At 63.0% G+C, this 12,052-nt stretch carries 11 protein-coding genes and 1 riboswitch; of the genes, 3 read left to right on the forward strand and 8 right to left on the reverse strand.

Annotation, left to right across the window (positions count from 1 at the left end; genetic code table 11):
- Positions 1 to 94: 94 nt before the first annotated feature.
- The 5 genes from ACM5SV_RS33310 to ACM5SV_RS33330 all read right to left on the reverse strand — a co-directional run bounded on the left by ACM5SV_RS33310 (position 95) and on the right by ACM5SV_RS33330 (position 6,634).
- A complete protein-coding gene (locus tag ACM5SV_RS33310; RefSeq protein WP_012758815.1) occupies positions 95 to 1,600 on the reverse strand; it encodes a tripartite tricarboxylate transporter permease in 1,506 nt (501 codons plus the stop codon).
- Between the two features lie 9 nt (positions 1,601 to 1,609).
- The gene (locus ACM5SV_RS33315) at positions 1,610 to 2,071 is read right to left on the reverse strand and encodes a tripartite tricarboxylate transporter TctB family protein (RefSeq protein ID WP_012758816.1); all 462 of its coding nucleotides are present in this window, start codon (positions 2,069 to 2,071) and stop codon (positions 1,610 to 1,612) included.
- Positions 2,072 to 2,293: 222 nt separating this feature from the next.
- Complete coding sequence (locus ACM5SV_RS33320; RefSeq protein WP_128406041.1) at positions 2,294 to 3,277, reverse strand: tripartite tricarboxylate transporter substrate-binding protein; 984 nt, start codon at positions 3,275 to 3,277, stop codon at positions 2,294 to 2,296.
- Positions 3,278 to 3,506: 229 nt separating this feature from the next.
- Positions 3,507 to 4,841, reverse strand: a complete 1,335-nt coding sequence (locus ACM5SV_RS33325; RefSeq protein WP_222014684.1) for a sigma-54-dependent transcriptional regulator — start codon at positions 4,839 to 4,841, stop codon at positions 3,507 to 3,509.
- Complete coding sequence (locus ACM5SV_RS33330; protein WP_409936789.1) at positions 4,838 to 6,634, reverse strand: sensor histidine kinase; 1,797 nt, start codon at positions 6,632 to 6,634, stop codon at positions 4,838 to 4,840. Before ACM5SV_RS33330 ends, ACM5SV_RS33325 begins: the two co-directional genes overlap by 4 nt.
- A gap of 191 nt (positions 6,635 to 6,825) precedes the next feature.
- Here ACM5SV_RS33330 and ACM5SV_RS33335 point away from each other — a divergent pair, with 191 nt between their 5' ends.
- Complete coding sequence (locus ACM5SV_RS33335; protein ID WP_012758820.1) at positions 6,826 to 7,488, forward strand: sulfite oxidase-like oxidoreductase; 663 nt, start codon at positions 6,826 to 6,828, stop codon at positions 7,486 to 7,488.
- Here ACM5SV_RS33335 and ACM5SV_RS33340 read toward each other — a convergent pair.
- From ACM5SV_RS33340 to ACM5SV_RS33350, 3 genes are all read right to left on the reverse strand, one after another.
- Positions 7,473 to 8,105 carry a hypothetical protein gene (locus ACM5SV_RS33340; RefSeq protein ID WP_012758821.1) on the reverse strand — a complete coding sequence of 211 codons (633 nt, stop codon included), beginning with the start codon at positions 8,103 to 8,105 and terminating at the stop codon, positions 7,473 to 7,475. The genes ACM5SV_RS33335 and ACM5SV_RS33340 overlap by 16 nt on opposite strands.
- A gap of 50 nt (positions 8,106 to 8,155) precedes the next feature.
- Positions 8,156 to 8,902, reverse strand: coding sequence for a CbtA family protein (locus ACM5SV_RS33345; RefSeq protein ID WP_128438522.1), 747 nt, complete (start codon positions 8,900 to 8,902; stop codon positions 8,156 to 8,158).
- A 116-nt stretch (positions 8,903 to 9,018) separates the two neighbouring features.
- Positions 9,019 to 9,228, reverse strand: a complete 210-nt coding sequence (locus ACM5SV_RS33350; protein ID WP_003542661.1) for a CbtB domain-containing protein — start codon at positions 9,226 to 9,228, stop codon at positions 9,019 to 9,021.
- A gap of 1 nt (position 9,229) precedes the next feature.
- Positions 9,230 to 9,384, reverse strand: a riboswitch (adenosylcobalamin (AdoCbl) riboswitch).
- A 77-nt stretch (positions 9,385 to 9,461) separates the two neighbouring features.
- Here ACM5SV_RS33350 and ACM5SV_RS33355 point away from each other — a divergent pair.
- Both ACM5SV_RS33355 and ACM5SV_RS33360 read left to right on the forward strand, forming a co-directional pair.
- A complete protein-coding gene (locus ACM5SV_RS33355; RefSeq protein ID WP_222014688.1) occupies positions 9,462 to 10,016 on the forward strand; it encodes a histidine phosphatase family protein in 555 nt (184 codons plus the stop codon).
- 457 nt (positions 10,017 to 10,473) lie between these two features.
- On the forward strand, positions 10,474 to 12,045 hold the full coding sequence (locus ACM5SV_RS33360; RefSeq protein WP_012758825.1) for a putative bifunctional diguanylate cyclase/phosphodiesterase: 1,572 nt from the start codon (positions 10,474 to 10,476) through the stop codon (positions 12,043 to 12,045).
- Positions 12,046 to 12,052: the final 7 nt, after the last annotated feature.

Here is a 12,052-nt window from a genome sequence, read left to right on the forward strand (position 1 = left end):
TTTTGGCTAGGACTAAAATCTGAATACTGTTCTCAATTAATGAGTTAGAGCATGATGTCGTCCGAAAACCGCGCACACTTTTCGGCATCATGCTCTAGGTTTCTTCGACGAACACCTCCTCGCGCTTCTTCTTGACGCTCGGCAGGAAGACGACGATCAGCACGGCGACAGCAATGGCGAGAAGAGTGGCGCTGATCGGCCGCGTGACGAAGGTCGTCGGATCGCCGCGCGACAGGATCATGGCGCGCCGGAGGTTTTCCTCGAGCAGCGGCCCGAGCACGAAACCGAGCAGAAGCGGCGCCGGCTCGCAACGAAGCTTTGCCAGCACATAGCCGATGAGCCCGAAGAAGGCGACGGCGTAGAGATCGTAGACGTTGGCGTTGACGCTGTAGACCCCGATCGAGCAGAAGGCCATGATGATCGGGAAGAGTACGTAGTAAGGCACGGTCAGGAGTTTCACCCAGAGCCCGATCAGCGGCAGGTTGAGGATGACCAGCATTAGGTTGCCGATCCACATGGAGGCGATGATGCCCCAGAACAGCGCCGGCTGCTCGGTGGCGACGTTCGGACCGGGCACGATACCCTGGATGATCATCGCCCCGACCATCAGCGCCATGACGGGGTTGGCGGGAATGCCGAGCGTCAAGAGCGGAATGAACGAGGTCTGCGCACCGGCATTGTTGGCCGATTCCGGTCCTGCGACGCCGGCAACCGCGCCCTTTCCGAACTCCTCCGGCGTCTTCGACATCCGCTTTTCCACCGTATAGGAGGCGAAGGAGGCAAGAATGGCGCCACCGCCCGGCAGGATGCCAAGCGCCGAACCGATCGCCGTACCGCGAATGACCGGTGCGATCATCTCCTTGAATTCCTGGCGGGACGGCAAAAGGCCGGTGACCTTGGCCATCAGCACCGTGCGTGTCGACTCGCCCTCGAGGTTGCGCAGGATTTCCGCCACTCCGAACACGCCGACGGCAAGCGCCACGAAGTTCAGCCCGTCAGCATATTCGCGGATGCCGAGCGTGAAGCGCGGCGTGCCGGTATAGATGTCGGTGCCGACGAGACCGAGCAGCAGCCCCAGCGCCACCATCGCCAGCGCCTTCACGACAGAACCGTGCGCGAGAGCGATCGAGGAAACGAGACCGACGATCATCAGCGAGAAATATTCCGCCGAACCAAATTGCAGCGCGATTGCGGTCAGCGGCGGTGCGAAGATCGCCACGAGAAAGGTTGACACAGTGCCGGCAAAGAACGAACCCAATGCTGCGATGGCAAGCGCTGCGCCTGCCCTGCCCTTGCGGGCCATCTGGTAGCCGTCGATCGCGGTGACGGCAGAGGAGGATTCGCCCGGCATGTTGATCAGGATCGCCGTCGTCGAGCCGCCATACTGGGCGCCATAATAGATGCCGGCGAGCATGATCAGCGAGGAGACCGGTTCAAGCTGGAAGGTGATCGGCAAAAGCATGGCGATCGTCGCCGTGGCGCCGATCCCGGGCAGCACGCCGATCAGCGTGCCGAGCAGCACGCCGATCAGGCAGAAGAACAGGTTTTCCGGAGTGCCGGCTGTTGCAAAGCCGAGCGCGAGATTGCTGAAAAGATCCATCATCGTCTCCTAGAACCGGACCCAGGGGCCGAAGCGCTCGAAAGGCAGGCCGAGCCCGTAGCTGAAGACCCCAACCGAAAAGATCGTCAGCAGCAGCGACAGCACGATCGCGAGGAACACGTTCATCTTTTGCGATGCGAAGCAGGCGATGAAGGCGGTGAGGAACAGTGACGGTGCAAATCCGAGACCGCGCACCGTCAGCCCGAAGAATACCGGTGCCGGCAGGATGAAGAGCATGCCGCGCCAGGCAAACGGGTCGATCGGCTCGCCCTCGACCCGCAGCGCCTGAATGAAGATGATCGCGCCGAGAAGCACGAGCACGCCGGCAAGCACCAGCGGAAAATAACCGGGGCCCATGCGCACTGCCGTGCCGAGGTCGAGCCCCAGCGACTGGATGGCGAAGAAAGCACCGGTCGCGACGAAAAGCGCGCCGCAGATCGCATTGGTCGTATCGAAACTGATGGACTTCATGGTGTCTCCTGGGGTTGGAGATTGTTCGTGTAACGCCGTCACAAAGGAGCTAGCCCCTCATCCGCCTGCCGGCACCTTCTCCCCACAAACGGGCAGAAGGAAAAATGCTGCAAGCCCTTCGCCCCTTGCCGCCGTTGGGTGACGCAAGTCCCCTCTCGCCGTTCATGGGGGAGAGGGTTGGGGTGAGGGGCTCTTTCGGCATATCCTGGACGAGGACAAGCCTCAGTCAGCATATTCGCCGGCGGCCTCGATCACCGTTTTCCAGCGGGTGATCTCGCTTTCGAGCTTGGCCTTCAGCGCCGCCGGCGTCGCATCGGCGTCAGAGGATGGCGCCGTACCGAGCTCGGCGAAGCGGGCGCCGACATTCGGATCCTTCAGCGCCACCTGCAGCGACTTCGACAGACGTTCGTTGATCTCAGCCGGCGTGCCCTTCGGCGTATAGATGCCGTGCCAGATTCCGACTTCAAAACCCGGCAGCCCGGCTTCGACGGCCGTCGGAATGTCCTTCATCACGTCGAGCCGTTTGGGCGAGGTCACGGCATAGGCCTTGATCGTGCCGCCCTGGATCTGCTTCGTCGTGTTGGTCGTCTGGTCGCACATGACGTCGACCTGACCGCCGAGCAGATCGGTCATGGCAGGCCCTGTGCCCTTGTAGGGAACGGTCGTCAGCGGCGTCTGGATGGCGCTCATGAACATCATGCCGCAGAGGTGCGAAGCCGCACCGATGCCGGCATTGGCCACCGTCACCTTGTCCTTGTTGGCCTTGATGTAGTCGATCAGCCCCTTGAGGTCGGTCGGCTCCATGTCCTTGCGGGCAACGATCGTCATCGGCACCTCGGTGACGAGGCCGACATAGTCGAAGGCGCCGAGCGTGTCGTAAGCGAGCTTGCGGTAGAGCGTGGCGCTGGTCGCCATGCCGATATGGTGCAGCAGGATGGTGTAGCCGTCGGGATCGGCACTCGCCACGCGGCCGGCGCCGAGCGTGCCGCCGGCGCCGCCGACATTTTCGACGACGATCTGCTGGCCGAGATCCTTCGACATGGATTCGGCGACCAGGCGCGCAACGGTATCCGTCGGGCCGCCGGCCGCAAACGGCACGACCATGGTGATGGTGCGTTCGGGATAGGTCTGCGCCGAAGCGACGCTGGCGAGAAGTGAGACCGCAGCAGCCGCGGTCAGGCCGAGCATGGCCTTTAGAATTTTCATCGTTTCCTCCCTGATGAAATAAGCAAGCCCGCCGACACATCCTCCGCGCCGGTTCGGATCACCTATTTGTCGCTGGGAAAAATCGACCCGCAATCATTGCAGCCGCTTTCGAAAGACGATTTTGCCACAGTGCGATGCAGCATGGGTCGATTCGGAAACAAACGGCTCTGGCGGTGGGTGGAAATCCACCCATCGCACCGCGAGATTGCAGCGCCGCCCCAGCTCCGAGCTAGCCTTCGGTAGTCAGCATCCGCTTGTCGAGACCGTATTTCTGCATCTTTTCGTAGAGTGTCTTCCGAGAAATGCCGAGCGACTCATAGACCGGCCTGAGGCTGCCGCCATGCGCCACCAGCGCGCTGGCAATGACCCCTCGCTCGAATTCGGCGACGCGCTCTGCAAGTCCGGTCGCCTCCTCGGCTTGGCGCCCGCCATTGTCGAGCCCGAGGACCAGACGGTCGGCGGCATTCCTCAATTCACGCACATTGCCGGGCCAGTCGCGCTGAGCGATGTCGGAAATCACGTCCGGCGGAACGACCATCTCGTCGCGGCCGTAGCGAGCAGCCGCTTCCCGCACCAGCTGCAGGAAAAGCAGCGGAACATCCGCCCGCCGCTGCGACAGAGACGGCACGTGCAGCGTCGCGACGTTCAGCCGATAGAAGAGGTCGGCGCGGAAACGCCCGGCCGCCACCTCCGCTTCCAGATCGACCTTGCTTGTCGCGATGAAGCGCACGTCGAGCGCCACGACCTCGTTCGATCCGAGCCTGGAGATGACCCGCTCCTGCAGCACCCGCAGGAACTTCGCCTGCAGGTCGAAGGGCATGGAGCCGATCTCGTCGAGCAGGATCGTGCCGCCGCGCCCGTGTTCGAACTTTCCATAACGCGGCCTTACCGCACCCGGAAATGCCCCCACCTCATGGCCGAAGAGCTCGCTCTCGATCAGGTTCGCCGGCAGTGCGGCACAATTGATCGCGATGAACGGCCGGCTCGCCCGGGCGCTGATGTCGTGGAGCGCCCGCGCCACCACCTCCTTGCCGGCCCCGGTCTCGCCGACGATCAGCGTATCGGCATCGCTCGCCCCGATCGCCCGGATGTGGTAGCGCAGATCCACCATCACCTGCGTGCGCCCCGGCAGCCGCGCCTCGATATCGTCGCGCTTGCCGGCGACTGCCTTCAGCAGCCGGTTTTCGAGCACCAGGCTGCGCCGCTCCATCGCCCGGCGGATGACGCCGGCAAGCATCTCCGGCGTGAACGGCTTCTCGATGAAATCATAAGCGCCTTCGCGCATCGCCTTCACCGCAAGCTGAACGTCGCCGTGGCCGGTGACGAGAATGACCGGTACCTCCGGGTCGAGCTCGCGGATCTTCTGCATCAGCGTCATGCCGTCGATGCCGGGCATGCGGATATCGCTGACAACGACGCCGGGAAAGCTGTAGCCGATCAGCTCCAGCACGTGGTCGCCGTTCGAATAGGTCTCGACGCTGAAGCCGGAGAGCTCCAGCGCCTGCGCCGTCGAGCGGCGCAGTTCCTCCTCGTCGTCGACCAGCAGGATCTTTGCATCGTTCATTCCGCTGCCTCCGGCATCAATCCTGCCGCCGATTGCAGCTCGATGCGGAACACCGCGCCTCCTTCGGGATGATTGGCAGCAGTCAGGCTGCCGCCGAAATCCTTGATGATGTTGTAGGAGATCGAAAGCCCGAGGCCGAGCCCCTTGCCGACGCCCTTCGTCGTGAAGAACGGATCGAAGATACGCTCGGCGATCGCCGCCGGCACGCCCGGTCCATGATCCCGCACCGTCAGCACCACCTTTCCGGCCTCCTCGAAGGCCGAAACCTCGATGCGCCGATCATTCAGCCCTTCCACCGCATCGGCCGCATTCGAGATCACGTTCACCAGCACCTGCTGCAGACGCACCGAACCGGCGCGCACCACCGGTGGACGCGGCCCGAGAGCGAGCAGCAGTTCGGCATCCGCCGCCTTCAGCCGCCAGGCGACGATCTCGAGCGTGTCGCGCATCGCCTCGTCGAGGGAAACGGGACCGAGCTTCTCGTTCGGCTTGCGGGCGAAGTTGCGCAGGTGCCGGCTGATCGCAGCCATACGGTCGATCAGCCCGCCGATACGGCGGATATTGTCTCGCGCCTCCTCCGTCCGCCCACGGTCGATGAGAACGGAGGCGCTGTCCGTATAGGTCTTGGCAGCGGCGAGCGGCTGGTTGAACTCGTGCGAAAGCGCAGCCGACATCTGCCCCAGCCCGGCAAGCTTGCCCGCCTGGATGAGGTCCGCTTGCGTCTGTCGAAGCTGCTGCTCGGTCAGCCGCCGCTCGGCGATCTCCTCTTCGATGCGGCTGTTGACGCGGGCAAGATCGGCCGTGCGCTCATCGACGCGCCGCTCCAGCTCGTTGCGGGCCTCGGCCTGCATCTGCATGCGCTCGGCAAGCCGCGCCCGCCGCTGGCGAAGGACGGCCACCGTAAGCCCGGCAATGCAGAGGATGAGAAACACGGCAGCAAGCGCCGTGCGCGCCTGGGCGCGGATGGAACTCGTCTCCATCAGCACGTTCACCGTCCAGTCCTCGGCCGGCATGTAATGCGAGAGCACCAGATATTCGCTCGAACCGCGCTCGCTGGCCAGCGTCATCAGCTCATGCTGCTCGAAGTGGTGACGCGTCACCGGCAACGCCGCCAGCCTGGCATTGGCATAACGCCGCGAGGCCTCGGTGCGGGCGACGCGGTCGGCCGTCAGCGGCAGGATCGCGCCGTAGAGCCATTCCGGGCTGCCGGACATGAAGATGATGCCCTCCGGATCGGAGACGAAAATCCTGTATTCGCCGCCGCCCCAGGAGGATTCGATCGTGTCTATATCGACCTTGAAGACGATGACGCCGCGAATATCCGCACCGATCCGGATCGGCGCGGCAAAATAATAGCCGCGCTTCAGCGAGGTGGTGCCGAGCGCGTAAAACCGTGCCTGCCGGCCTTCGATTGCATCCTGGAAATAGGGCCGGTAGCTAAAGTTCTGTCCGACGAAGCTTGCAGGCCCATCGTAATTGCTGGCCGCGATCGTCTCTCCGTCTGGCTTGACCACATAGATATCGGAGGATTTCAGCAGTCCGTTGATCTCCTTGAGATAGAGATTGGCCGCATCGCGCAGCGCCACATCCTCAGGCGCGCTCACCAGTTCCTTGATGTCGTCGTGATCGGCGATCAGCGCCGGCAGCGCCTCGTAGCGGTTGAGATGGCCGCTGAGTGCCGAAACGGCAAGGCGCAACGCCGTTCCTGCCTGCGCCGAGGCTTCCTCCATATAGGCGCGCGTCGCAATCGCGCTCCCATAGGTGAAGAAGGAGAAGATGATCAGCGGCACCACCAGCAACGCCGCTATCGCACGATATTTCGAAGACAGAACCGGCTCCTCCCCTTTCTGCCTCCACTCCCCAGCGAGGCATACCCGACGGACCGAGTTTAGAGGGGTGGGTAGGGAATTCCAAGGGGCCGTCGAAACTTGACACCCGGCAGGGGTGGATGTCCTATTGCTGCACCGCAAGGAGGCCCCCGCCCATGAGCGACGACCAGACGCCCGCCGATAACAAACTCACCACATCCAAGCGCCGCTGGGCGGCAGAGGGCAAGTTCCTGACCGGCCGTATCAGCCGTCCCGAAGCCGAGCGCCTGCCGCCCGGCCAGCACCTCGTCAAGAACTGGCCGGTGCTCGATCTCGGCCAGCAGCCTGTCATCTCGACCGAGACCTGGCGGCTCGAGGTGCGCGGCCTCGTCGAAACGACGCGCACCCTCACCTGGGCCGACTTCCAGGCGATCGAACAGAGCACGGGGGTGAGCGATATCCACTGCGTCACCACCTGGTCGCGCTACGACAACAAATGGAAGGGCGTTTCGACGCGCAATCTGCTCGACCTCGCCATGCCGAAGCCTGAAGCCGCTTACGTCATGCTGACGAGTTATGACGGCTATACCACCAACCTGCCGCTCTCCGATTTCGCTGCCGAGGATGCGATCCTCGCCACCGCCTGGGAAGGCCTGCCGCTGACACCGGAGCACGGCGGCCCGATGCGCCTCGTCGTGCCGCATCTCTATTTCTGGAAAAGCGCCAAATGGCTGCGCCGCATCGAGCTGATGCCTGCCGACCAGGCCGGCTTCTGGGAAAAGAACGGCTACCACATCTACGGCGATCCGTGGCGCGAGCAGCGCTATTCCGACGACTGAGCTTTCGGTCGCGAGAAGCGACGAAGCGCAAACACGCCAAGTCCGAACAACGCGGCAAGCCCCGTCAGCGACGCCATGCTGGCGGCATGGAATGGGATCTCGCTCCAGCGCGGCTTGACGATATCGGCGGTGTTGAAGGCTTCGTCGCTGAACCGGCAGCTGATCAGCGCAAGCCCGCGCCGCACCATGTCGGCGTCGACCGCGGAAATGATTTCACCCGCCGCGGCAGCCTCCCGCGGCATCTCGCGCATCGAAAGCAAGACCGCCTTGGTCGCGGCGAGATAGGCATGAGCGCATTCGTTGAACGGGCTTTCCTCATCCGTCACGCTGCCCGGCATCCGGCCCCACAGACAGTAGGAATACTGGATCTCTGCATAGTTCAGCACGCGGCGGAACGGCTCGTTCGTATCGACAGCACGGGATGCAAGATCGACAATCCCACTGCGATAGTCAGACATGACAGCCATCTCGCCGTGGGAAATTTGCGGGATATCCAGACCCGCATGGCTGCCGCCGTCGCTGCGGCTATGGGCAAAAGCGCTTCCAGCGACCACACAAAAAAACGCGACGGCAGAGAACGCCGTCAACAGCAGTGGTCTGGCTCTGTCGTTTTTCATACTCGCCCGAAAAGTTCAGGGCGCCGGCAAAGCGGCGTCCTTCGATGCGTTCAGTGCAATGCCGTGGCCGGCCGGCCGCGTTCCCCGCCCCCGACCGCAAGCCGCTTTTCCGCCAGCGCTCCGAAGCCGAGGCCGAGCGTTGCCCAGAGGATCACATGCATTCCGAGCGAAGTGGTGCGGAAACGCCAGAGCACCATCGCCGAGAAGTTCTCCGGCACCTCGTTGATCGGCGGCAGCAGATAGAGCACCACGCCGATGAAGACGAGATAGGCGATGCCGGCGATGATCGCGCCGTTCCAGAGACCGAAACGCTCGGACAGGCGGCGCGACAGCGCCACTGCGGCAATCAGCGCCGCAAGCGAGACGACGATCATCAGGAAGAACAGCTCGGTCCTGGCGCCGATCGTATCGGGATTGCCGACTGCCGGCGGGTTGGCCGGATACTTGATCCCGGGAACGAGGACGACCGCCACGAAGGCGGCAATGGCGATGACGGCCGAGGTGCCGCGCGGCGAAAGGCTGCTGAAGCGGCCGTGCACGAAAGCGAAAGCGAGCGCGAAGAGCCCGCCGACGGCGGCGCTGTAGGCCATGACGCCGGTGAAAAGGCCGAGACCGGCCTGTGTGGCGCGGCTGACGATTTCGGGTTCGGCAGCTTCGCCGGCCGCCTGGGCGCTCGCCTCCTCGAAGGCGATCGCCGCATCGACCAGCGGCTCGCCGAACGTATGGGCGAAAGCGAAAACCAGGATGCCAGCAATCAGGCCCGCGAGCATGCCGCGAAGCAAAAGGTTTCCAACCATGTCCGGAACTCCCTTAAGGCACGTCGCGCAAAAGTGTGCCGCGGTTTTGCGATAAAGACATGCGTAAAACAAAAACCTATAGCGCGATGAGCGAATCTGAAAGATCGCGACGCGCTTTAGTGGCAGGGAAAGCCGAGGAGATGGCGGCCGTCATGCACGAATTCGTGCACATACATGCCGTTGAACAGCGCCATTGCGCCTTCCTCGGTGCCGACGAAATAGAGGACGATGAGCATCAGCAGGCCGCCGAAGATCGCCCAGGGCAGGATCTCGCCTACAGGGATCGGCGCCGGTACCGCAACGGGCGCGAAAGTGGTGTCAGACATGTATTCCTCCGGGAATGACGCGTTCAGTCGAAAGAGTGCTTGTGCAGTAGGGTCTGACTTCCAGCGCGAAGAGCTTTCGACACGCTGGTCACAGTGGCGCGACCGCGCCGGACTTACACCGGCTTCCAAACCCGCAACTGCACGGTTATATCTGCACGCCGAAGAGACTGTCAACGAAACTTCACAAGCCGGCGAAGGACGCTGTCGCCGCATTCCGGGAGACAAGAACGACCGTGAACACGCGCCTCACCTGGATCTGCCACGGCGCGACGGCAGCAAGCCGCAAGGCCCTGTTCCCGCTCGACGAACCGCTCGAGGATAAGGCAGTGGAGGAGGCCGGCAGGATGATCGCCCCGCCCCGCGCCGATCGAATTGCCATGAGCCCGGCTTTGCGTGCCCGCCAGACCGCGGAAGCGCTCCGCCTCGAAGCCCGCATAGACCTCGCACTTCGCGACTGCGACCATGGCCGCTGGGCCGGCAGGTCGATCACGACGATCGGGACCGAAGAGCCGGAAAACCTCATGGGCTGGATGAGCGATCCGGAAGCGGCCCCGCATGGCGGCGAGAGCCTTGTTGATCTGCGCACGCGCATCGCCGGCTGGATGGATGAGCAATCGAGCCTCGGCGGCCATGTGATCGCCGTTAGCCACGCGGCCGTCATCCGGGCAGCGATCGTGCATGTACTGCAGGCGCCGCTCTCCTCCTTCTGGCTGAGTGACGTCGAGCCGCTTTCCGTCATCCGCATGACCAGCAACGGACAGCGCTGGTCTCTGCGCTTCCAGCATTAGAGACTGCTGATCTTATCCAGCTTTGCACAAGCAAATCGCGTCATCTATGTTGAACCCGGCTTTGCGGGGACTACTTCCTTGTCCCAAGGAGATGGAAGAATGACATATGATTGGAGTGGCGAGCGCACGCGACGCCTGCGTTTTATGCGTGTCGCCACAGTCACGGTTCTGGTCGGTCTCATCTTCAGCGTTCCGCTGCTGATCGTCACCGCCTGAAGCACGAGAAAGGGCGAGCGATGCATTAGCACGCTCGCCTTCGTTCTTTTCCCGCATCAGCCGGTCTCCCGAACCACGAAGGCGATCGCGCTGATAACGACGCCCTGGTTCCCCACAGGCCCCGTCGGGTCTCTCTGCGGCACAGCAACAGGCTGCCGCCTCTGATAATTCGCCTTCTGGTTTCAACAAACATTTCAGACTTTCGTGATATTTCCGCGAAGGTGGAGATGGAGAAGGCATAATGCCGGTGTTTTTCCAAAGCAGGGCCGGACGGCAATGCGTGTCGATCGTGGTGTCTGGAGTGACCCTCTGGCTTCTCGGCACGCTGCTACAGCTCGACGACAGCCTGGTCGCCTTCATGACCGGCTTCGGCGAGTACGGCGCCGACAAGCTCGTTCTGGCGCTCGGCATCGCCGGCGCCATGAGCTTCGTCTATTCGGTGCTGCGCATCGCCGACCTGCGTAAGGAAATGGAACTGCGCGCGGCCGCCCAGGCAAAAGCCGATTGGACCGCAACCCACGACCATCTCACCAAGCTGCCGAACCGCTACGCCTTCGAGCGCAAGATCCTCTCCCGGCCGATCAAGGACGACGAGGCCGAGATCGAGGAGTGGGACCGCAACGTCACCATCTTCTCCGTTGACCTCGACGGCTTCAAGAAGGTCAATGACCTCGTCGGCCACAAGGGCGGCGACATCCTGTTGATCGAGGTTGCCAGACGCATCTGCGCGCTCGGCAATGCCGATTGCGTCTATCGCTTCGGCGGCGACGAATTCATCATCGTCGCCTTCGCCCTGACGGCGCAGCGCGAGGAGCGTTTTGCCAAGCTGCTGATCCAGGCCGTCACCCGGCCGATCCATATCGATGGCTTTGCCGTCGAAGTCGGCGCCAGCGTCGGCTATGACCGCTGGGCCGAGGGAGCCGAGCCGCTGGAAGATGCCGCCCACCGTGCCGACCTCGCCATGTACGAGGCGAAATCACGCGGACCCAACCACTATTTCGTCTTCGAACCTTCGATGCAGGACAAGGTAACGGAACGCGCCGCGCTGGAAACCAGGCTGCGCGCCGCGATCTCCAACAAGGCGATCAAGCCCTTCTATCAGCCGCTGATCGACCTCAAGACCGGCCAGCTCTGCGGCTTCGAGGCGCTGGCGCGCTGGATCGGCGACGACGGCGTCAACATCCCGCCGCCGGTCTTCATCGATATCGCCGAGGAAACCGGCATGATCACGGCATTATTCGAGGATCTCCTCACCCAGGCCTGCAGCGACGCACTCGCCTGGCCGGATCATGTGACGTTGTCCTTCAACGTCTCGCCGGTGCAGATGGAAGACAGATTGCTGACATCGCGTATTCTCAAGGTCCTTTCGGCAAGCCGGCTGCCGCCGCAGCGCCTGGAAGTGGAGATCACCGAAAACGCGCTGATCCAGGATCCCGCCATCGCCGCCCTCATTCTCGACGAGCTGCACGCCGCCGGCATCCAGATCGCACTCGACGATTTCGGCACGGGCTATTCGAGCCTCGCCCAGCTTTCCCGCTATCGTTTCGACAAGATCAAGATCGACAAAAGCTTCATCGCCACCTATCGCGACGACGAGCGGCAGGAAAAGATCGTCCGCGCCATGCTCGGCCTCGGCAGGAGCCTCAACATCAAGACGACGGCGGAAGGTATCGAGGAGCACGGCCAGCTCGCCTTCCTGCTGCAGCTTGGCTGCGACATCGGCCAGGGCTATCTTTTCGGCAAGGCTATGCCCGCCGCCGAGGCGGGCATCTTCATCAGCGATCGCAATACCAAATTGGCCTCGACGGGCTGACGGAACG

This window comes from Rhizobium sp. CRRU65 (assembly GCF_048551595.1).
GTDB classification, from domain to species: domain Bacteria; phylum Pseudomonadota; class Alphaproteobacteria; order Rhizobiales; family Rhizobiaceae; genus Rhizobium; species Rhizobium leguminosarum_J.

Coding starts and splice junctions, on each gene's coding strand:
- ACM5SV_RS33310 (WP_012758815.1), bottom strand. CDS start 1,600: ATGGATCTTTTCAGCAATCTCGCGCTCGGCTTTGCAACAGCCGGCACT.
- ACM5SV_RS33325 (WP_222014684.1), bottom strand. CDS start 4,841: ATGAACGATGCAAAGATCCTGCTGGTCGACGACGAGGAGGAACTGCGC.
- ACM5SV_RS33345 (WP_128438522.1), bottom strand. CDS start 8,902: ATGGTTGGAAACCTTTTGCTTCGCGGCATGCTCGCGGGCCTGATTGCT.
- ACM5SV_RS33315 (WP_012758816.1), bottom strand. CDS start 2,071: ATGAAGTCCATCAGTTTCGATACGACCAATGCGATCTGCGGCGCGCTT.
- ACM5SV_RS33360 (WP_012758825.1), top strand. CDS start 10,474: ATGCCGGTGTTTTTCCAAAGCAGGGCCGGACGGCAATGCGTGTCGATC.
- ACM5SV_RS33340 (WP_012758821.1), bottom strand. CDS start 8,105: ATGAAAAACGACAGAGCCAGACCACTGCTGTTGACGGCGTTCTCTGCC.
- ACM5SV_RS33335 (WP_012758820.1), top strand. CDS start 6,826: ATGAGCGACGACCAGACGCCCGCCGATAACAAACTCACCACATCCAAG.
- ACM5SV_RS33350 (WP_003542661.1), bottom strand. CDS start 9,228: ATGTCTGACACCACTTTCGCGCCCGTTGCGGTACCGGCGCCGATCCCT.
- ACM5SV_RS33320 (WP_128406041.1), bottom strand. CDS start 3,277: ATGAAAATTCTAAAGGCCATGCTCGGCCTGACCGCGGCTGCTGCGGTC.